We start from the raw sequence: 18,071 nt of genomic DNA, 5'->3' as shown, positions 1-18,071 counted from the left end.
AACCACGCTGTAGGGGTCCGCCTTGTCGACGAACGGCCAGCTCTCCTCTTCCGCTCCGTCCGGCCGCCGGCGGGCGATGCCGCGCAAGCACCGCTGGATGCTGCTCCTCGCCTTTGAGGTGCTGGTCGCGGGCTTCACCCAAGCCATGATCCAGCCGGTCCGGCAACCGGGAATCACGATCGAGATGTCGGTGACGCCCCACCACGTCGTGACCTGATCCGCCCGTCGCCCGCCCGCGCCGAGCGCGCGGTCAGCCGGGTCCAGCGCGGCCGGCCGCCCTACGGGCGGCGCGGCATAGCCCACCCGCGTTGCGGTGCGTCGAGCGCCGATGCTATAGCGCGACCGACTTCGGGAGAGCGCTCCCGGGCAGGGACGAACGAGACGGCATGTCGGTCGACGAGAAGACGGTTCGGCGCATCGCGCATCTGGCGCGGATCGCGGTCACCGACGACGAAGTCGGGCCCCTGCAGGGCGAGCTGAACGCCATCCTGTCCTTCGTCGAGCAGCTCGGCACGGTCGACGTCGCGGGCGTCGAGCCGATGACCTCGGTGACGCCGATGGCGATGAAGAAGCGCGAGGACGTCGTCACGGAGGGCGGCCGCGCCGCCGACGTCGTCGCCAACGCACCCGAGACCGAGGACAATTACTTCCTGGTCCCGAAGGTGGTCGAGTAGGCCGAGGACGGCCCGGACCTTGCGGACCGGATTTCTGGCGGGCAGGCGCGCGGCGGCGCGCGCGGGGACGTGAACAGCGTGGATCCGAACGAACTTACCCTGGCCGAAGCGCGCGACGCCCTGAAGGCGAAGCGGATCTCGGCCCGCGAGCTGACCCAGGCCCATCTGGACGCCATGGCCAAGGCCCGCGTCCTGAACGCGTATATCCGGGAGACCCCGGACCGCGCCCTGGCGATGGCCGAGGCCTCGGACCAGAAGATCGCGTCCGGCGAGGCGCGGCCGCTCGAGGGCATCCCCCTCGGCATCAAGGACCTGTTCTGCACGCACGGCGTGACGACCACGGCGGGCTCCAAGATCCTCGAGACCTTCGAGCCGCACTACGAATCGGCCGTGTCGGCCAATCTGTGGCGCGACGGCGCCGTGATGCTCGGCAAGCTGAACCTCGACGAGTTCGCCATGGGCTCGTCGAACGAGACCAGCGCCTACGGCAACGTGGTCTCGCCCTGGCGGCGCGCCGGATCAGACGCGCCGATCGTGCCCGGCGGCTCGTCGGGCGGCTCCGCCGCGGCGGTCGCCGCGCGCCTCTGCCTCGGCGCCACCGCGACCGATACCGGCGGCTCCATCCGGCAGCCCGCCGCCTTCACCGGCACGGTGGGGATCAAGCCGACCTACGGGCGCTGCTCGCGCTGGGGCACGGTGGCCTTCGCCTCCTCCCTCGATCAGGCCGGCCCGATCGCCCGGACGGTGCGCGATTGCGCCATCCTGCTCGGCTCCATGGCGGGCGCCGACGCCCGGGACACGACCTGCGCCGACCTCGCGGTGCCCGATTTCGAGGCCGCCGTGTCGCGCGGCGTGAAGGGCCTGACCATCGGCATCCCGAAGGAGTACCGGGTCGACGGGATGCCCGCGGAGATCCAGAAGCTCTGGGACGAGGGCGCGGCGTGGCTCAAGGCCGCCGGCGCGACGATCCGGGAGATCTCGCTGCCGCACACCGCCTACGCGCTGCCGGCCTACTACATCGTGGCCCCGGCCGAGGCCTCCTCGAACCTCGCCCGCTACGACGGCGTCCGCTACGGCCTGCGCGTGCCCGGCAAGGACATCGCCGGGATGTACGAGAACACCCGCGCCGCCGGCTTCGGCCGCGAGGTGAAGCGCCGGATCATGATCGGCACCTACGTGCTCTCGGCCGGATACTACGATGCCTACTACGTCCGCGCGCAGAAGATCCGCACGCTGATCAAGCGCGACTTCGAGGCCGCCTACGCGGCCGGGGTCGACGCGATCCTGACGCCGGCGACGCCGTCGGCCGCCTTCGGCATCGGCGAGAAGGCCTCGGCCGACCCGGTGGAGATGTACCTCAACGACGTGTTCACCGTGACGGTGAACATGGCCGGGCTGCCGGGCATCGCGGTGCCGGCGGGTCTCGACGGGCAGGGCCTCCCGCTTGGCCTCCAGCTCATCGGCCGGCCCTTCGACGAGGAGACGCTGTTCGCGGTCGCCCAGGTGATCGAGGACGCGGCCGGTCGCACCGTCCTGCCCGAGCCGTGGTGGTCATGACCGTCCCGTACTATCCCTGGACGGTCTGGATCTGGGCCGCTTTCGATCCGGCGCTGATCGTGGTGGCGGTCTATCTCGGCTGGACCGCCAGCCAGTTCGGCAAGGTCTTCATCGCGGCGATCGCGGCGCTCGGCTTCTCGGTGCTGTTCTCCTACGCGGTCAGCGCGGCCGGCATCCCGTGGCCGGCGCCGATCACCCGCGACGGCCCGACCTTCTTCCCGGTCCGCGCCGTCGCGGCCCTGCTCTGGGCCGTCGTGGGCTACGGCGCCCGGCAGGCGGTCGGACGCCGCGCTTGACCCTGCGGGCAGGGGCCTCCTAGAAAATCTCTCGCTCGACGCATGCGGCGCCTCCGCCGTCTCTGCGAGCGCAGCGAAGCGATCCGGCGGTGCAACGCCCGGAAGCCTCGCGCTTCCCTGGATCGCTTCGCTGCGCTCTCGAAGACGGCGACGCCTCGAACGCCAGCCGCCTTTCGGACCGACCATGAACGCACCCGTCGACCCCAAGAAGCTGATCAAGGGCGGCCTCCACGACTGGGAGGTGATCGTCGGCATGGAGATCCACGCCCAGGTGTCCAGCCGGGCGAAGCTGTTCTCCGGCGCCTCGACGGAGTTCGGGGCCGAGCCGAACGACCACGTCTCGCTGGTCGACGCCGCGATGCCCGGGATGCTGCCGGTGATCAACGCCGAGTGCGTCGCCCAGGCGGTGCGCACCGGCCTCGGCCTGAAGGCCAAGATCAACCTGCGCTCCGTGTTTGACCGGAAGAACTACTTCTACCCGGACCTGCCGCAGGGCTACCAGATCTCGCAGTACAAGGACCCGATCGTCGGCGAGGGCGAGGTCCTGGTGGACCTTGCCGACGGCGCGTCCATCACCGTGGGCATCGAGCGCCTGCACCTCGAGCAGGATGCCGGCAAGTCGCTGCACGACCAGGATCCGACCCGGAGCTTCGTCGACCTCAACCGGTCGGGCGTGGCGCTGATGGAGATCGTCTCCCGGCCCGACCTGCGCTCCTCCGAGGAGGCGAAGGCCTACGTGACCAAGCTGCGCACGATCCTGCGCTACCTCGGCACCTGCGACGGCGACATGGAGAAGGGCTCGCTCCGCGCCGACGTGAACGTCTCGGTGCGTCGCCCCGGCGAGCCGCTGGGCACCCGCTGCGAGATCAAGAACGTCAACTCGATCCGCTTCATCGGGCAGGCGATCGAGACGGAGGCGCGGCGCCAGATCGCCATCCTCGAGGACGGCGGCAAGATCGACCAAGAGACGCGCCTGTTCGACCCGACCAAGGGCGAGACGCGCTCGATGCGCTCGAAGGAAGAGGCGCACGACTACCGCTACTTCCCCGATCCGGACCTGCTGCCGCTGGAATTCGACCAGGCCTACGTCGACGCCCTGGCCGAGGGGCTGCCCGAGCTGCCGGACGCCAAGAAGGCGCGGTTCGTCTCGGCGTTCGGCCTCTCGCCCTACGATGCCGGCGTGCTGGTCGCCGAGCGCGCCTCCGCGGACTATTACGAGGCGGTGGCGAAGGGCCGGGACGGCAAGGCCGCGGCCAACTGGGTGATCAACGAGCTGTTCGGGCGCCTCAACAAGGAGGGGCTGTCCATCGACGCGACCCCGGTCTCGGCGGACCAGCTCGGGGCGATCATCGACCTGATCGGCGAGGGCATCATCTCCGGCAAGATCGCCAAGGACCTGTTCGAGATCGTCTGGACCGAGGGCGGCGACCCGCGCGCCGTCGTCGAGAGCCGCGGCATGAAGCAGGTGACCGACACGGGCGCCATCGAGGCGGCGGTGGACCAGATCATCGCGGCGAATCCCGACAAGGTCGCCCAGGCCAAAGAGAAGCCGACCCTGCTCGGCTGGTTCGTCGGCCAGACCATGAAGGCCACCGGCGGCAAGGCGAACCCCGCGGCGGTGAACGCGCTGCTCAAGGCGAAGCTCGGGATCGAGTGAGCCTTCCGCGGCGAGCGGCCAGTCCGCGCCCGGCCTCAGGATGAGTGCCGGGATCGGATGGCCGTCGCTTCGACGTCGCCGGCCAGTCCCATGCTCGCCAAAGCCACGACGAGATCCCGCCGCGGCGATGCCGGGCAGGTGGGCCACGAACAGATCCTCGAAGAGAAACCGCGGCGGAACGGCTCGAAGTGGGGCCTTTCGCGCATTCGAAGGCGTGCCATGCGTGGCCGCTTCTGCGCCCCTGGAGCCGCGTCCGTCCGGCTGTTCGTGTTGTGCCGCTAAGTCTCGGGCCGAACCTGTCCCTGAACCGTCTAGGCGGCATTCCGCTGCGGTGGAGTCATCCCTGTCTCCTCCAGCTTCCGACGACCGACACCGCTGCGAAACCTGATCGCGTCAAGATTTCGTGCCGATCCGTGCCCGCTCTCGCTAAGCACAGACGGAGACTGCGCCCGTCCTCCAAGTCGGTCAATAGCTATTTTCTCGGCAAAAGGCTTTTTCGATCCACTTGCCCCCGCCGCCGCACCGCAGCGCGTGCGAGCCCAATCACTTGGATCGATCCCGCGGCGCTGCGAAATATTGATTGGCCCGCAAGCTACTTGCCGGCGCCCATATTGTTCTCGACCAGAAAGCGGATGCCGCGGTCGAAGGACTCATCCGTGTCGCCGCGCAGGTCCACGCTGTAGGCCTTCTCGGGCGCGTCGCCGGTGAGGGACTTCACGTAGACATTGAGGTTGAGGATCAGGTTCGAGACCTTCTGCACCTCGCCGGTGATCGCGACATCCGCGCCGAGCTTGCGGGCGAAGTCATCCGCGCAGCCATTGCAGCGGCGCAGGTCGGTACTTCTGGCCACCTCGTCCCGCACCGGCTCGGTCGAGACCACGACGTACAGGCCCTTCTTCTGGAGGAGGTCGCGCAGTTCGGCGCTGACCCGCTTCAGCCGCGCGGTGTCGGCGGCGTCACCCGGCACCGGCGATAGGTTCGAGAAATGGAAATCAGATACCGCAGCCCGCGGGGGCGCGGCTGCGGCCGGTCCCGCGGCCAGCAGGACGGTGGCGAGTGCGAGCAGTCGGTTCATCGTGATCTCCGGCGCGGATGCGTGTCCGGGAAACCGCGCCCCCGCCAACCGGGTCGCGTCCGCGCGGCGATTCAGCGCCGGTCGGCCTCCCGGGTGGGGCTGGCCGCCGGCTTTGCCAGGCCAGAGACGCGGTCGCGCAGGTCCATGAACCAGCTCGGTGCCGGGCCGCGGCCGCCGTTGACGAACACCGTCGCGGTCATGCCGGCGATGAGCGGGACGCCCGCTGGGACGTGGTCGATTCGGATGCGGACCGGCACCCGCTGGGCGAGGCGCACCCAGGTGTAGACGGGGTTGACGTCCGGCAGCCCCTGCGTGCTGGCGGCGGCGTTCGCCGTGGAGATGCCGAGCGTGATGCTGTGGACCGTGCCGGTCAGGTGCGGATCGAAGCCCATCAGCTTCACGTCGGCGGGGTCGCCGACGCGGATGTTGGACATCTTGGTCTCCTCGAAATAGCCGTCGATCCAGAAGGAGTCGGTGTCGACCACGTTGATGTTCGAGGTGCCGGTCCGGGCGTAGTCGCCGACCCGCATCAGCAGGTTGGTCACCCGTCCGTTCACGGTCGACCTCACCTGGGTGCGCTCCAGATTCACCTTGGCCTGCCGCAGCTGCGCCTGCGCGCTCTCCAGCGACGCTTCGGCGATCTTCGCGGCGCCTGCGAAGCGCTGCTTCTCCTCGATCGAGGTCGACACGGTCGAGAGCGCTTGGCGCCGGGCCGACTCGGCGTTCTTCACCTGCAGATCGGCTTCGCGATTCTTCACCTCGGCATCCGCCGAGGTGACGGCGACCTCGAAATCGACCGGGTCGATGACGTAGAGGACGTCGCCCTTGCGAACGTTCTGATTGTCCTGGACCCGGACCTCGACGATCTGACCAGCGACCTGCGGGGCGATGTTGGCGACCTGGACCCGGACCGTGCCGTCGCGCGTCCAGGGCGCCGCCACGTAGAATTCCCACACGAAGGCTCCCGCCAGGATCGCCGCGAGCAGGATCACGCCGGTGGCCGCGAGGCGGAACACCTTGGCGGTGCGGCCCCGGCGCGGCACTGCGGGCAGCGGGTCGCTCCGCCCGGGCGCGCCGTCGCGGGCGGCGGACTTCGGATCGTCCTCGTCGGCGGTCGTGTCGGGCATCAGATGAACGCGATCAGGAGGGCGAGGACACAGACGTAGAGGCCGGCTTCGGCGAGCGGGGCGTTGGCGACATAGCGGCTGAAGCGGATGCGGGCGAAGACGAGGCGAAGGACGACCAGGATCACGAACGCGGCGAGCGCGTAAGCGACGAAGGCCGTGACCAGCACCCCGCCGACATGGATGTCCTCGTGCATGGTTACCCCGGAAGAAGCGGCAATCAGAATAGCGCGATGTCGAGGCGTTGGAGGAATCGCCTGTGGCGGGCGATGGTTCGCGACGCGGTGACGAGGTCGCTGGCGGCACGGGCCGTCGTGAGCCGCACCGCCCGGTCCTGGCTGGAGGCGGCGCGAATCAGGTCGCGTGCCGCCATCTCGAGCCCGCGATCGTCGCCCGCCGCGAGGGCGTCCCGCGCCCGCGGGATCGCGCCGCGCAGGGCTCCGACCGACCAGAGGCGGCGCAGTTCCGCGTGAGCCCGGGCGGCGGCGGCCTCCAGGCGGGCGAGGGCGAAGGCGTGGTGCAGGTTCGCTTGCCGCACCGCGGCGCTCCCCGAGCTGTAGGCGGCGAACTGGAACAGCCGGTCGGCATTCAAACTCGTGCGGGTGGTGGCGTCGCCCCCCTGGCCGACGAGGGCGTCGGCGAGCGCCCGCCGCGCCGAACCGAGGGCGAAGACCCGCTGCTGGGCCGGCGAGATCGGCAGGATGAGGCGGACGATGATCGACAGGATCACGGCCGCCACGACGACGAGGAACGCGTTCAGCAGGAAGCTCAGGGCGTCGTAGGTCTGCGGGTTCGAGGGCCCCAGCAGGACGGGGAAGAACACGATCAGGATGAAGCCGACCCCGAAGGTCTTCGGGTTCAGCGAGAGGAAGCAGCCCAGAAAGATCACCGGCGCCATCACGAGCGCCAGCATCGGGAAGCCCTGGACGCCGTTGAGGAGCGCGAACCGGGCGATGCCCGCCAGGGCGGCGGCCAGCGTCATGCCGACGACGACGCCGTTCGCGAACTTCTTCGGGTCCGGCGTCATCGACGACAGTGCCGCGGTGGCGGCCACCTGGACCAGTGCGAACGAGGCCTGGGGCAGGCCGAGCGCCGCGAAGGTGGCGGCGGTGACCGCGAAACTCAGGGCCACCCGCAGGGCGCCGCGGAGGGCGACCGGGAAGTCGCGGTGCGTCGGCAGTTCGGCGTCGCGCAGGGGCCTGTGGCCGTCGGCGACGGCGCGGATGCCGTCCTGCGCGAAGGTCGCGGCGCAGACGAAGTCGAGGGCGCGCTGGAGCACCACAACCTCGTCGAGGGGACGGGTCCCGTCGCGGATGGCCGCGTCGACCAAGTCGCGCAGGCGCTCGTCGTCGCGGTCCAGGGCGTCGGGATCGGGCGCGTCGGCCACCCGCCGGCAGATCGCCATCGCCTCCGCGACGGCCGGGCTCGGATCGCGCAGGGACGCGGCCGCGGCCCCGAGGCCGCGGATCGACGCCGCCATCACGTAGAGCGCGGCGATGCAGCTGCGCGCGCCGGCCGCGCGGTACCGGCCGTCGTCCAGCTCGCCCGCGATGGCGCTGGCATCGGCCCGCATCGGCGCGATGGTGCGGATCAGCGCGGCGGTGCGCGGGGCGCCGAGATCCCCCGACACCAGAGTCTCGCGGGCGTAGCCGCGCGTCTGGTCCCAGGCCGCGCGCAGCTGCGGCAGCAGCGCCCGCCACGTGCTCGGCGAGGCGAGGGCGTCGTTGATGAAGGTGATCACGACGATGCCGAGCACGATCGCGGCGACGCGGGACACGGCGGCGTCGAAGGTCCCCTGCGGATCGTCGATCTGGCCGAGCGCGATGATGGCCACGGTGTAGCCGGACAGCATCGCGCCGTAGGCCCGCGTGTCCTGCAGAAACTGGGCGACGAAGACGCAGAGGCCGAGCCAGACGGTGAAGCTGAGGAGCAGCAGCACCCGGTCCTGGCCGAAGAGCGCCATGAAGACGAGCGCCACCGCCGCGCCGACGAGCGTGCCGAGCAGGCGGTAGACCGCCTTCGAGATCGCCTGCCCCCGCTTGGGCTGGGCGAGGATCGCCACGCAGGTGGCGGCGGACGAGGCGCTGTCGAGCTGGAGCCAGAATGCGGCGGCCAGCGCCAGCATCATGGCGATCCAGATCCGCAGCGCGAAGGCCCAGGCGGCCGGCTTCGGCACCCAGGCATCGAGGAACGCCAGGACGCGGTCGCCGAGCGGTTCGGGGCGGCGATCCGCGACGGAGCCGGCGGGGGCCTCAGCCATGCTGGACCCCGCGCGGCGCGCTGTCCACCGCCCGACCGGACGGAGAAGGGTCCGTCATCGCCTCGTGCCTCCTGCCAACCCGCCGCGGATGTTCGAACGAACGGAACGCCCCGCGGTTCTAGCCGATCAGGCCTTGTCGCCACCTTTCAGGCGCTTGTTGCACTTGCTCCAGTACTGCGGCCATTTCGGTCCCTGCGCCGCCTTCTGCGCGTCGGTCAGGGCGCGCCACTCGGTGCCGCAGGTCTTCTGGCGATCGCGGGCGGCGGACTGGCCCGCGCTCGGCGCCCTGGCGGCCGGCGCCTCGGCGGCGGGCGGCGCCTTCGTGGGTGCTTCCTTGGCGGGTGATTCCTTGGCAGGTGGCTCCTTGGCGAGAGCCGGGCAGGCGGCGAGCAGCGGCGCGGACAGGACCGCGATCCTGACGAGACGATCGATCATCGGATGTTCCCCCTCGGGCGCCGCTCCGGCGCCCGAGCCGCAATCTCGCCGCTCTCCCGCGGCGCCGGCAAGCCCGGCCGCGCCGCCGCCGCCAGCCCCGGCGCAGCTTCGCCGTGCGACCGCATCTACGGGCGCGGTGCCCTTGAGCGCGGCCGGGAAATCGTCTTCACTGCCGGGGCAATTCGGAAACGGCGGAGGACCACCGCGCCGCCGACGATCGGGTCCAGGAGCAGGCAGAGCATGGCAGCGGTGTCCGGGCGGCCGATCGACGTCCACACATGGAGTACGCCGAACGGCTGGAAGATCCCGATCATGCTGGAGGAGTGCGGGCTCCCCTATCGGATCGTTCCCGTGGACATCGCGAAGAACGAGCAGTTCGCGCCCGACTTCCTGGCGATCTCGCCCAACAACAAGATCCCGGCCATCGTCGATCCGGACGGTCCGGGCGGACAGCCGATCTCGGTCTTCGAATCAGGCGCGATCCTGCAGTATCTCGGCCGGAAGACCGGGCAGTTCTACCCGACCGACGAGCGCGCCCGCGTGGCGGTCGACGAGTGGCTGTTCTGGCAGGTGGCGGGCTTCGGGCCGATGCTCGGGCAGACGCACCACTTCAAGATCTACGCGCCCGAGAAGCTGCCTTACGCGATCGACCGGTTCACCGCCGAGGCCAAGCGCCTCTACGGTGTGTTGGAGCGGCGCCTCGAGGGCCGCGCCTTCCTGGCCGAGGACTACTCCGTCGCCGACATCGCGACGTTCACCTGGGCGAAGCTCAACTTCAAGCAGGGTGTCGACATCGACACCCTCCCGAACGTCGCCCGGTGGCTCGAGAGCATCCTGGCGAGGCCGGCGGTGCAGCGCGGCCTCGCGGCGATCTGACGAAGCTCAGTTCTTGTTGGCGGCCTGCTGATTCACGTCCGGCACGCGGGTCCAGGTCTGCGACCCGCACAGGATCTTGAGCATGCAGCCCGACACGTTGAGCTCGGCCTCGCTCTCCCGCTCGAGGCTGACCGTGTAGATCTTGCCTTCCTCGATATTGTAGAGTTCGCCGGTGAACTTCGCGTCGTCCGGCTTCAGACCTTCGATCAGCTGGAGACCGATTACCGGACGGGCGCGCTTCTTCGGGTCGGGATTCTTGAGGTCGGTGCGCGGGGCGCCGTTGTCGAAGGTCGGCGTCTTGAGCCAGACAACCTTGCCGCAGACCAGCTTCTGGCCGGGGCCGCAGCGGTCGATCCGGATCTTGGCGCGGCCGTCGCCGGTGAGCCAGGTGCCGGACGGGTCCTTGCCCGTGTCGGCGGAGGCGGCGGTGAGGCCGGCGAGAAGCAGGCTGGCGCTGAGAGCGAGTCGCATGGTTCGTCTCCGGGATTGGGGCGCCGCGGGCGCCCGAGGGGTGGACGAAGTCGGTTGGTGCGCGACTGAGCCGCCGCAATCGGGCGATTTTTCGGCGGTGTTGCGGCAGAGCCACGGCCGCGCTTGCCCCGACCGGTCACGCCGGGCCGCTTGAGGCACCGGGGGGCGCCCGCTATAAGCCCGGCGCCGAAGCGAAATTCTCGCTGCCGCGGCGTGTCCGGATCGCCGGCGCGCCGCAGATCTTTTCCACAGACAGACCGGACGCACCATGGCCACCGAGCGCACCTTCTCGATCCTGAAGCCCGACGCGACGCGGCGGAACCTGACCGGCGCGGTCAACGCCGTCATCGAGGAGGCCGGCCTGCGCATCGTCGGCCAGCGCCGCATCCGCATGACCAAGGAGCAGGCCGAGAAGTTCTACGAGGTGCACAAGGAGCGCCCGTTCTTCGGCGAGCTCGTGACCTTCATGACCTCCGGCCCGGTGGTGGTCCAGGTCCTCGAGGGCGAGAACGCCGTCGCCAAATATCGTGAGGTGATGGGTGCCACGAACCCGGCCCAGGCCGCCGAGGGCACGATCCGCAAGAAGTTCGCCGAGTCCGTCGGCGAGAACACCGTCCACGGCTCCGACAGCGCCGAGAACGCCAAGCTCGAGATCGCGCAGTTCTTCAAGGATTCCGACATCGCCGCCTGAGGCGAGGCGACGCGCGGTGGCGGGTTGGGCACACCGACCCGCCATTCGCGCGCCCCGTACCCGGCGGCGCCGGGAATGCCGCCCTGTGTGACCGGGTCGTCCTTGACGGGACGGAGCCCGGGAGCGTCCAACGGCCGAGCTTAGCCAATCTCAGCCCCCGGACGACCCCGACCATGACGATGCGCCGCCTGCCCCTGCTGATCGCGACCGGCCTGTTCGCCCTCGGCGCGACCGCCGCCCTCGCGGGCGGATCCTCGGCCCCGTTCCAGCAGTACGAGCCGGACCCCGCTCTCAAGACCGCCAGCAAGACCAACCTCGAGGGCCGCGTGCGCCACGCCTGCACGGTCGTCCAGGCCCGCATGACCAGCGCCAGCGAGGCCTCCCTGGAGCGCCCCTGCGGCTGCTACGCGCGGCAGACGCTGCGCAGCCTCGACGCCTCCGAGATCGAGGCCTACCGGACCACCGGCTACTTCAACGACACCGCCCGCGCTAAGGCGCTCTCGGCCCTGGACAGCTGCAAGCTCCAGCGCCCGGTCTGAGCGCCCAGAGCTTCGAAGGCCTCCGGGTCCGCTCACCGTCTTCGTCGGCGGAGCAGCCCCGGGGGCGGAACATGGCGAGCGTGGCGCGGCCGGATCGCGGCGCCCCGCTCGCGCGGACGGAAACGCCCGTGCTACCGCCGCCTAGAGGCTGAACAGAGCGCCATCCGGCGCCCTCTCGTCGATCACCACGCGATCGCCGTTAAGACGGGCGCGGCCGCCCGCCACCAGGGCGAGCACCGCGGGGTAGAGCCGCCGCTCCTGCACGATCACGCGGTCGGCGAGGCTGTCGGGATCGTCGTCCTGGCGGACCGGGACCGCGGCCTGGGCGACGATCGGTCCGGCGTCGAGTTCCGGCACGACGAAGTGGACCGTGCAGCCGTGCAGGCGCACGCCCGCGTCCAGCGCCTGCCGGTGCGTGTGGGTGCCCTTGAACAGGGGCAGGAGCGACGGGTGGATGTTGAGCATCCGGCCGGCCCAGGACGCCACGAAGTCGGTCGTCAGGATCCGCATGAAGCCCGCGAGGCAGACGAGGTCGACCTCCGCCGCGCGCAGCGCCGCGTCGAGGGCGGCGTCGAAACCGGCCCGGTCGGCGAAGGCCCGGTGATCGATGGCCTGCGTCGGGATGCCGGCCTCGGCCGCCCGGGCGAGGCCGGCGGCCTCCGGGCGGTTCGACAGGACCAGCACGATCTCGGCCGGGAAGGCGGGATCCTTCGCGGCCTCCAGCAGCGCCAGCATGTTCGAGCCGCGCCCCGAGATGAGGATCGCGACGCGGGTCTTGCGGGCGGACGCCATCACAGGGCGAGGCGGCCGCTGAAGGTCACCGGCTCGGGGCCGCGCGCCGTGATCCGTCCGAGGCGGACCGGAGTCTCGCCGGCCCGGGTCAGGGCCTCGTCGACGTCGTCGACCGCGTCGGCGGCGGCGATCACCACCATGCCGATCCCGCAGTTGAAGGTCCGCAGCATCTCGGCCTCGGCGACGCCACCCTCGCGGGCGAGCCAGCCGAAGACCGGCGGCGGGGTCACCGCGTCGAGGTCGACGGCGATGCCGACATCGTCCGGCAGGACCCGAGGGAGGTTGTCGGGGAAGCCGCCGCCCGTGATGTGGGCGAGCGCCCGGATCCCGTCGGTGGCGCCCAAAGCCGCGAGCAGCGGCTTAACGTAGATCCGGGTCGGCTCCAGCAGCGCCTCGCCGAGGCTGCGGCCCGGGGCGAACGGGGCCGGCGCGTCCCAGCCGAGACCCGTCTTCGCGACGATCCGGCGGACCAGCGAGAAGCCGTTGGAATGGACGCCGGAGGAGGGGAGGCCGAGGACGACGTCGCCGGGTCGGATGCCGGGCCGCGGCAGCAGCGCGCCGCGCTCGGCGGCGCCGACCGAGAAGCCCGCGAGGTCGTAGTCGGACCCGTCGTAGAGGCCCGGCATCTCGGCGGTCTCGCCGCCGATCAGCGCGCAGCCGGCCTGCCGGCAGCCCTCGGCGATGCCGCGCACGATGTCGGCGCCGACGCCGGGGACCAGCTTGCCGGTCGCGTAGTAGTCGAGGAAGAACAGCGGCTCGGCGCCCTGGACGATAATGTCGTTCACGCACATCGCCACGAGGTCGATGCCGATCGTGTCGTGGCGGCCGGTCTCGATGGCGATCTTCACCTTGGTGCCGACGCCGTCGTTGGCCGCGACCAGGATCGGGTCGCGGAAGCCCGCTGCCTTCAGGTCGAACAGGCCGCCGAACCCGCCGATCTCAGCGTCGGCGCCCGGGCGCCGGGTCGAGCGCACCAGCGGCTTGATCGTCTCGACCATGGCGTTGCCGGCATCGATATCGACGCCCGCCGCCGCGTAGGTCAGCCCCGTCTTCGGCTCGTTGCCGTCCTTGGCCGTCATGCCCGCGCCACCTCGCTGAATACTGGCCCCGCTCTAGCGGCTTCCCGCGCGCCGCGCGAGTCGTGCCGGCGGCGCCTTGATCGGCGCGCTCCGCATACCCACTCTGCCCGCTGGCGTGGTGTGCTGCTGGGGGGAGCGTCATCGTGCGCGCACGGGCTGTGATCGGGCTGGCCGCTGTCGTGGCCCTGGGATTGATCGTCTACCTCCTGCGGGAGGTGATGCTGCCGTTCGTGGCCGGCATCACGCTGGCCTACCTCCTCGACCCCCTGGCAGACCGGCTGGAGCGGCTCGGCCTCGGGCGGCTGGCGGCGAGCCTGCTGATCCTGGCGCTGTTCGTCGTCGTCCTCGTCGTGACGCTGCTGATCCTGATCCCGCTCACGGCCAACCAGGTCGTGGCGCTCGTCAACGCGCTGCCCGGAATGGTGTCGCGGCTCCAGGCGATCATCGCCGAGCGGTCCGGGACCCTGCTCGAGCGCGTCGGTGGCGCGAACGTCCTCAACGAGCTGCAATCCTCGGTGGGCACGCTCGCCACCCAGGCCGGCACGTGGCTCCTGGCCTTCCTGAAATCGCTCTGGTCGGGCAGCCAGGCGCTGATCTCGATCGCCTCGCTGCTGGTCGTGACGCCGGTCGTCGCCTTCTACATCCTCGTCGACTGGGACCGGATGGTCGCTGCCATCGACGGCTGGGTGCCGCCCCGGCACCGGGCGACGGTGCGCGAGCTGGCGCGCCAGATCGACGGAGCGGTCACCGGCTACGTCCGCGGCCAGACCCTGGTCTGCCTCATCCTGGGCAGCTTCTACGCCGTCGGCCTCTGGCTGGTCGGCCTCAACTTCGGCGTGCTGATCGGCCTGATCGCCGGGTTCCTGACCTTCATCCCCTACGTCGGCACGCTCACCGGCTTCATGCTCTCCGTGGGCGTCGCGCTCGTCCAGTTCTGGCCCTCTGGAGACTGGCTGCATCTCGGCCTGACCGTCGCCGTCTTCCTCGTCGGCCAGTTCCTGGAGGGCAACGTCATCTCGCCGAAGCTCGTCGGCGATTCCACGGGGCTGCACCCGGTCTGGCTGATGTTCGCCCTGCTCGCCTTCGGGACGCTGTTCGGCTTCGTCGGGCTGCTGCTCGCCGTCCCGATCGCGGCCTCGATCGGCGTGCTGGTCCGCTTCGCCCTGGCCCGCTACCTGGAGAGCCGCCTCTACCATGCCGGGCAGCCGATCCTGATCGAGCACGAGGGCAAGGACGCTTCGGCCTTGACCTCCGCGGGCGCGGGATGATCCTGAGCGGCCTATGCGCGAGAACGCCCCACCCCGGCAGCTGGCCTTCGACCTGCCGCTCGACCCCCGCTACGGGCGCGAGGATTTCCTCGTCGGACCGGCCAACGAGGCCGCCTACGCGCTGATCGAGGCGTGGCCGGACTGGCCCGACAGCGTCTTGGTCCTCACCGGCCCCTCCGGCAGCGGCAAGAGCCACCTCGCGGCGATCTGGGCTGATCGGGCCCACGCCTGGACCCTCCCGACCGCCGAGCTGGGTGCCGACGCGGTCCAGCACCTCGTCTCCAACGGGGCGCTGGTCGTGGAGGACATCGACCAGGCGGAGCGGCGCGACGAGGCGGCGCTGTTCCACCTGCTTAACCGCGCCCGCGAGCGAGGCTGCCCGGTCCTGCTGACCAGCGCCACGGGTATCGACGCCCTCGGCCTCACGACGCCGGATCTGCGCTCGCGGCTTCGCCTCGCGCCGCGCATCGCCATCGAGGCGCCGGACGACGCGCTCCTGCGTGCCGTCCTGGTCAAGCTGTTCGTGGACCGGCAGCTGGTGGTCGATCTCGGCGTCATCGAGGCGCTGGCCCTGCGGATCGACCGGTCGCTGGGCCGAGCCCGCGACGTCGTCGCCGAGCTCGACCGCGACGCCCTCGGGCGCGGCCGCCGCATCAGCCGGCCGCTCGCGCTGGCCGTCCTGCGCCGCATGGGGCTGGAGGACGAGCCGGACCCGAACGCCTGAAGGAGGAATGCAGTGGCCGTCACGAAACTGTCGTGAAGGCCGCCGGTCTAGGGTGATACACGCTCCGCCGCCGCGAGGAGCAGAGACAGGGATCCGGGATGGAATCGACGCAGAAGCCCGTGGACCGCGACGCCGCCGATGAGGCGCCCGAGCCCCGTCGGCGCGCGACGGCCAATCCGGCGACGCGGCGGGCGGTCGCGCCCAAGCGCCTGCAGGCCGATCCGGTCGCGGGAGCGGCGGCTCCGGCGGAAGCCATTCCGGACGCCAACGACGAGTGGCCGGCCGCGGCGGCCGCGACTCCCGCGGAGCCGCCGGTCGGCGCAGCCCGCGAGCCGGTGGTGGAGGCCGGGCGAACCCTGCGCCACTCACCGGAGCGGTTCGTGAACCGCGAGCTGTCGTGGCTGCAGTTCAACCGGCGGGTGCTGGAAGAGGCGTCGAACCCCAACCACCCGCTCTTGGAGCGCCTCCGCTTCCTGTCGATCTCGGCCAACAACCTGGACGAGTTCTTCATGGTCCGCGTGGCCGGCCTCATCGATCAGGTGCGGGCGGGGATCACGGTCCCGTCGCAGGACGGCCTGTCGCCGTCCGAGCAACTCGTCCGGATCGGCGCCGAGGTGTCGCGCCTCGCCGCCGACCAGCAGGCCCGCTGGCGGGAACTGCGCACGGAGCTGCACACGAGCGACATCGACATCGTCGAGCCCGCGGCCCTCACGGCCGAGCAGGCGGCGTGGCTGGAGGAGTACTTCCTCAACCACGTCTTCCCGGTCCTGACGCCGCTGGCGATCGATCCGGCCCACCCGTTCCCGTTCATCCCGAATCTCGGCACGACCATCGCGCTGATGCTGGTGCGGCCGAAGGACGGCCGGCTGCTGCGCGCGCTGATCCGGCTGCCGGGCGTCATCGACCGCTTCGTGCGCCTGCCGGTGAGCGACAGCGAGACGGCCGCGCGCCTGATCACCATCGAGCAGGTGATCGGGATGTTCACCGGGCGGCTCTTCCCGGGCTACCTCGTCAAGGGCAGCGGCGCGTTCCGCGTGGTCCGCGATTCCGACCTGGAGATCGAGGAGGAGGCGGAGGACCTCGTCCTGCATTTCGAGACGGCGCTGAAGCAGCGGCGGCGCGGCGTCGTGATCCGTCTCGAGGTCGAGGCGGGCATGTCGGAGGATCTGCGCAGCTTCGTCGCCGACGAACTGGAGATCGCCGCGGACGCGATCTTCCTCGTGGAGGGCATGCTGGCCCTGAACGAGCTGTCCCAGGTCGTCGGCATCGACAGGCCCGACCTGAAGTTCAAGCCCTACAATCCCCGCTTCCCGGAGCGCATCCGCGAGAGCGGCGGCGACGTGTTCGCGGCGATCCGGCAGAAGGACTTCATCGTCCACCACCCGTACGAATCCTTCGATTCGGTGGTGCAGTTCCTCGCGCAGGCCGCCCGTGACCCGAACGTGGTCGCGATCAAGCAGACGCTCTACCGGACCTCGTCCAACTCGCCGATCGTGGCGGCCCTCGCCGAGGCCGCGGAACTCGGCAAGTCGGTCACCGCCCTGGTGGAGCTGAAGGCGCGCTTCGACGAGGAGGCCAACATCCGCTGGGCGCGCAACCTCGAGAAGGCGGGCGCGCAGGTCGTGTTCGGCTTCGTCGAGCTGAAGACGCACGCCAAGCTGTCGCTGGTGGTCCGGCGCGAGGGCGACAAGCTCGTCACCTACTGCCACGTCGGCACCGGCAACTACCACCCGATCACCGCGCGCATCTACACGGACCTGTCGTTCTTCACGGCCGATCCCGCGATCGCGCGGGACGTGTCGCGGATCTTCAACTTCATCACCGGCTACGCCGAGCCGGCCGAGCTGGAGCGCATGGCGGTCTCGCCGCTGACCCTGAAGAACCGCCTCCTGGAGCACATCGAGGCGGAGGTCGCCCACGCGAAGGCCGGGCGTCCGGCCGCGATCTGGATCAAGTGCAACTCCCTGGTCGACAGCCAGATCATCGATGCGCTCTACGACGCCTCGGCGGCCGGGGTTCAGATCGACTGCGTGGTCCGCGGCATCTGCTGCCTGCGCCCGGGCATCCCCGGGCTGTCGGAGACGATCCGGGTGAAGTCGATCGTCGGGCGCTTCCTGGAGCACGGGCGAATCTACGCCTTCGGCAACGGCGTCGGGCTGCCGCACCCCAAGGCGACGGTCTACATCTCCTCCGCCGACCTGATGAGCCGGAACCTCGACCGCCGCGTCGAGGCGCTGCTGCCGATCACCAACCCGACGGTGCATCAGCAGGTGCTCGACCAGATCATGCTGGCCAACCTGCTCGACAACCGCCAGAGCTGGCGGCTCCTCGCCTCGGGCGGCTGCGAGCGGATCCAGCCCGCCGAGGGCGAGGAGCCGTTCAACGCCCACAAGTATTTCATGACCAATCCCAGCCTCTCTGGGCGCGGCAAGGCCTCGAAGAAGTCGAGCCCGCGGGCGCTGAGCCGCCGCGCCCAACGCAGCTGAGTTTCGCCGCGCGGCGTCGCTGGGCTAAACCTCCCGCACGGCGCGCCGGCAGGCGCGCCGGGCTGAT

Annotated in this window: 19 protein-coding genes; 11 read left to right on the top strand and 8 right to left on the bottom strand. The window is 70.6% G+C overall.

Going from position 1 to position 18,071, the window contains the following annotated elements:
* The first annotated feature begins 76 nt into the window (after positions 1-76).
* The 5 genes from ACLBYB_RS02355 to gatB all read left to right on the top strand — a co-directional run bounded on the left by ACLBYB_RS02355 (position 77) and on the right by gatB (position 4,184).
* Positions 77-217 (top strand): hypothetical protein, encoded by a 141-nt coding sequence (locus tag ACLBYB_RS02355; RefSeq protein WP_012317484.1) that lies wholly within the window; start codon positions 77-79, stop codon positions 215-217.
* A 169-nt stretch (positions 218-386) separates the two neighbouring features.
* Positions 387-674, top strand: a complete 288-nt coding sequence (gene gatC / locus ACLBYB_RS02350) for an Asp-tRNA(Asn)/Glu-tRNA(Gln) amidotransferase subunit GatC (RefSeq protein ID WP_020091789.1) — start codon at positions 387-389, stop codon at positions 672-674.
* A 78-nt stretch (positions 675-752) separates the two neighbouring features.
* Positions 753-2,231, top strand: a complete 1,479-nt coding sequence (gene gatA / locus ACLBYB_RS02345; RefSeq protein ID WP_020091790.1) for an Asp-tRNA(Asn)/Glu-tRNA(Gln) amidotransferase subunit GatA — start codon at positions 753-755, stop codon at positions 2,229-2,231.
* The gene (locus ACLBYB_RS02340) at positions 2,228-2,527 is read left to right on the top strand and encodes a hypothetical protein (RefSeq protein ID WP_020091791.1); all 300 of its coding nucleotides are present in this window, start codon (positions 2,228-2,230) and stop codon (positions 2,525-2,527) included. The genes gatA and ACLBYB_RS02340 overlap by 4 nt, the downstream gene beginning before the upstream one ends.
* Before the next feature lie 184 nt (positions 2,528-2,711).
* The gene (gene gatB / locus ACLBYB_RS02335; RefSeq protein ID WP_447697722.1) at positions 2,712-4,184 is read left to right on the top strand and encodes an Asp-tRNA(Asn)/Glu-tRNA(Gln) amidotransferase subunit GatB; all 1,473 of its coding nucleotides are present in this window, start codon (positions 2,712-2,714) and stop codon (positions 4,182-4,184) included.
* Positions 4,185-4,776: 592 nt separating this feature from the next.
* Here gatB and ACLBYB_RS02330 read toward each other — a convergent pair.
* The 5 genes from ACLBYB_RS02330 to ACLBYB_RS02310 all read right to left on the bottom strand — a co-directional run bounded on the left by ACLBYB_RS02330 (position 4,777) and on the right by ACLBYB_RS02310 (position 9,078).
* The gene (locus ACLBYB_RS02330) at positions 4,777-5,259 is read right to left on the bottom strand and encodes a DUF3280 domain-containing protein (RefSeq protein WP_447697721.1); all 483 of its coding nucleotides are present in this window, start codon (positions 5,257-5,259) and stop codon (positions 4,777-4,779) included.
* Between the two features lie 71 nt (positions 5,260-5,330).
* On the bottom strand, positions 5,331-6,386 hold the full coding sequence (locus ACLBYB_RS02325; protein WP_447697720.1) for an efflux RND transporter periplasmic adaptor subunit: 1,056 nt from the start codon (positions 6,384-6,386) through the stop codon (positions 5,331-5,333).
* On the bottom strand, positions 6,386-6,580 hold the full coding sequence (locus tag ACLBYB_RS02320) for a DUF1656 domain-containing protein (RefSeq protein WP_020091795.1): 195 nt from the start codon (positions 6,578-6,580) through the stop codon (positions 6,386-6,388). The genes ACLBYB_RS02325 and ACLBYB_RS02320 overlap by 1 nt, the downstream gene beginning before the upstream one ends.
* A 23-nt stretch (positions 6,581-6,603) precedes the next feature.
* Positions 6,604-8,643: an FUSC family protein gene (locus ACLBYB_RS02315; RefSeq protein ID WP_447697719.1), complete on the bottom strand. Its 2,040-nt coding sequence runs from the start codon at positions 8,641-8,643 to the stop codon at positions 6,604-6,606.
* A gap of 126 nt (positions 8,644-8,769) precedes the next feature.
* Positions 8,770-9,078, bottom strand: coding sequence for a hypothetical protein (locus tag ACLBYB_RS02310; protein ID WP_020091797.1), 309 nt, complete (start codon positions 9,076-9,078; stop codon positions 8,770-8,772).
* Between the two features lie 240 nt (positions 9,079-9,318).
* Here ACLBYB_RS02310 and ACLBYB_RS02305 point away from each other — a divergent pair, with 240 nt between their 5' ends.
* A complete protein-coding gene (locus ACLBYB_RS02305; RefSeq protein ID WP_056521224.1) occupies positions 9,319-9,954 on the top strand; it encodes a glutathione S-transferase N-terminal domain-containing protein in 636 nt (211 codons plus the stop codon).
* 6 nt (positions 9,955-9,960) lie between these two features.
* Here the strand turns inward: ACLBYB_RS02305 and ACLBYB_RS02300 are convergent, their stop codons facing one another.
* A complete protein-coding gene (locus ACLBYB_RS02300) occupies positions 9,961-10,425 on the bottom strand; it encodes a DUF2147 domain-containing protein (protein WP_020091800.1) in 465 nt (154 codons plus the stop codon).
* A gap of 268 nt (positions 10,426-10,693) precedes the next feature.
* Between ACLBYB_RS02300 and ndk the strand changes: the two genes are divergently transcribed.
* Together ndk and ACLBYB_RS02290 are read left to right on the top strand one after the other, a co-directional pair.
* Positions 10,694-11,116, top strand: a complete 423-nt coding sequence (ndk, locus tag ACLBYB_RS02295; protein WP_012317495.1) for a nucleoside-diphosphate kinase — start codon at positions 10,694-10,696, stop codon at positions 11,114-11,116.
* Between the two features lie 173 nt (positions 11,117-11,289).
* The gene (locus tag ACLBYB_RS02290) at positions 11,290-11,655 is read left to right on the top strand and encodes a hypothetical protein (RefSeq protein WP_020091801.1); all 366 of its coding nucleotides are present in this window, start codon (positions 11,290-11,292) and stop codon (positions 11,653-11,655) included.
* 141 nt (positions 11,656-11,796) lie between these two features.
* On the opposite strand, the gene purN is transcribed toward ACLBYB_RS02290, so the two are convergent.
* Positions 11,797-12,447: a phosphoribosylglycinamide formyltransferase gene (gene purN, locus ACLBYB_RS02285; RefSeq protein ID WP_447697718.1), complete on the bottom strand. Its 651-nt coding sequence runs from the start codon at positions 12,445-12,447 to the stop codon at positions 11,797-11,799.
* Complete coding sequence (gene purM / locus ACLBYB_RS02280; RefSeq protein ID WP_447697717.1) at positions 12,447-13,526, bottom strand: phosphoribosylformylglycinamidine cyclo-ligase; 1,080 nt, start codon at positions 13,524-13,526, stop codon at positions 12,447-12,449. Before purM ends, purN begins: the two co-directional genes overlap by 1 nt.
* Positions 13,527-13,669: 143 nt before the next feature.
* Between purM and ACLBYB_RS02275 the strand changes: the two genes are divergently transcribed.
* From ACLBYB_RS02275 to ACLBYB_RS02265, 3 genes are all read left to right on the top strand, one after another.
* Positions 13,670-14,794, top strand: coding sequence for an AI-2E family transporter (locus tag ACLBYB_RS02275; protein ID WP_026604737.1), 1,125 nt, complete (start codon positions 13,670-13,672; stop codon positions 14,792-14,794).
* 13 nt (positions 14,795-14,807) lie between these two features.
* Positions 14,808-15,518: a hypothetical protein gene (locus ACLBYB_RS02270; protein WP_447697716.1), complete on the top strand. Its 711-nt coding sequence runs from the start codon at positions 14,808-14,810 to the stop codon at positions 15,516-15,518.
* Positions 15,519-15,616: 98 nt separating this feature from the next.
* Positions 15,617-18,004 carry an RNA degradosome polyphosphate kinase gene (locus ACLBYB_RS02265; RefSeq protein ID WP_447697715.1) on the top strand — a complete coding sequence of 796 codons (2,388 nt, stop codon included), beginning with the start codon at positions 15,617-15,619 and terminating at the stop codon, positions 18,002-18,004.
* The last annotated feature ends 67 nt before the right edge of the window (positions 18,005-18,071 follow it).

Source organism: Methylobacterium sp. D54C, from assembly GCF_053345595.1.
This window is presented reverse-complemented; position numbering and strand designations above follow the sequence as displayed.

Bases quoted from the DNA above. Each gene is read 5' to 3' on its own strand.
- ACLBYB_RS02300 (WP_020091800.1), bottom strand. From the start codon at position 10,425: ATGCGACTCGCTCTCAGCGCCAGCCTGCTTCTCGCCGGCCTCACCGCC.
- ACLBYB_RS02290 (WP_020091801.1), top strand. From the start codon at position 11,290: ATGACGATGCGCCGCCTGCCCCTGCTGATCGCGACCGGCCTGTTCGCC.
- ACLBYB_RS02325 (WP_447697720.1), bottom strand. From the start codon at position 6,386: ATGCCCGACACGACCGCCGACGAGGACGATCCGAAGTCCGCCGCCCGC.
- ACLBYB_RS02270 (WP_447697716.1), top strand. From the start codon at position 14,808: ATGCGCGAGAACGCCCCACCCCGGCAGCTGGCCTTCGACCTGCCGCTC.
- ACLBYB_RS02330 (WP_447697721.1), bottom strand. From the start codon at position 5,259: ATGAACCGACTGCTCGCACTCGCCACCGTCCTGCTGGCCGCGGGACCG.
- purM (WP_447697717.1), bottom strand. From the start codon at position 13,526: ATGACGGCCAAGGACGGCAACGAGCCGAAGACGGGGCTGACCTACGCG.
- purN (WP_447697718.1), bottom strand. From the start codon at position 12,447: ATGGCGTCCGCCCGCAAGACCCGCGTCGCGATCCTCATCTCGGGGCGC.
- ACLBYB_RS02315 (WP_447697719.1), bottom strand. From the start codon at position 8,643: ATGGCTGAGGCCCCCGCCGGCTCCGTCGCGGATCGCCGCCCCGAACCG.
- ACLBYB_RS02355 (WP_012317484.1), top strand. From the start codon at position 77: ATGCCGCGCAAGCACCGCTGGATGCTGCTCCTCGCCTTTGAGGTGCTG.
- gatB (WP_447697722.1), top strand. From the start codon at position 2,712: ATGAACGCACCCGTCGACCCCAAGAAGCTGATCAAGGGCGGCCTCCAC.
- ACLBYB_RS02305 (WP_056521224.1), top strand. From the start codon at position 9,319: ATGGCAGCGGTGTCCGGGCGGCCGATCGACGTCCACACATGGAGTACG.
- ACLBYB_RS02340 (WP_020091791.1), top strand. From the start codon at position 2,228: ATGACCGTCCCGTACTATCCCTGGACGGTCTGGATCTGGGCCGCTTTC.
- ACLBYB_RS02310 (WP_020091797.1), bottom strand. From the start codon at position 9,078: ATGATCGATCGTCTCGTCAGGATCGCGGTCCTGTCCGCGCCGCTGCTC.
- ndk (WP_012317495.1), top strand. From the start codon at position 10,694: ATGGCCACCGAGCGCACCTTCTCGATCCTGAAGCCCGACGCGACGCGG.
- ACLBYB_RS02265 (WP_447697715.1), top strand. From the start codon at position 15,617: ATGGAATCGACGCAGAAGCCCGTGGACCGCGACGCCGCCGATGAGGCG.
- ACLBYB_RS02320 (WP_020091795.1), bottom strand. From the start codon at position 6,580: ATGCACGAGGACATCCATGTCGGCGGGGTGCTGGTCACGGCCTTCGTC.
- gatC (WP_020091789.1), top strand. From the start codon at position 387: ATGTCGGTCGACGAGAAGACGGTTCGGCGCATCGCGCATCTGGCGCGG.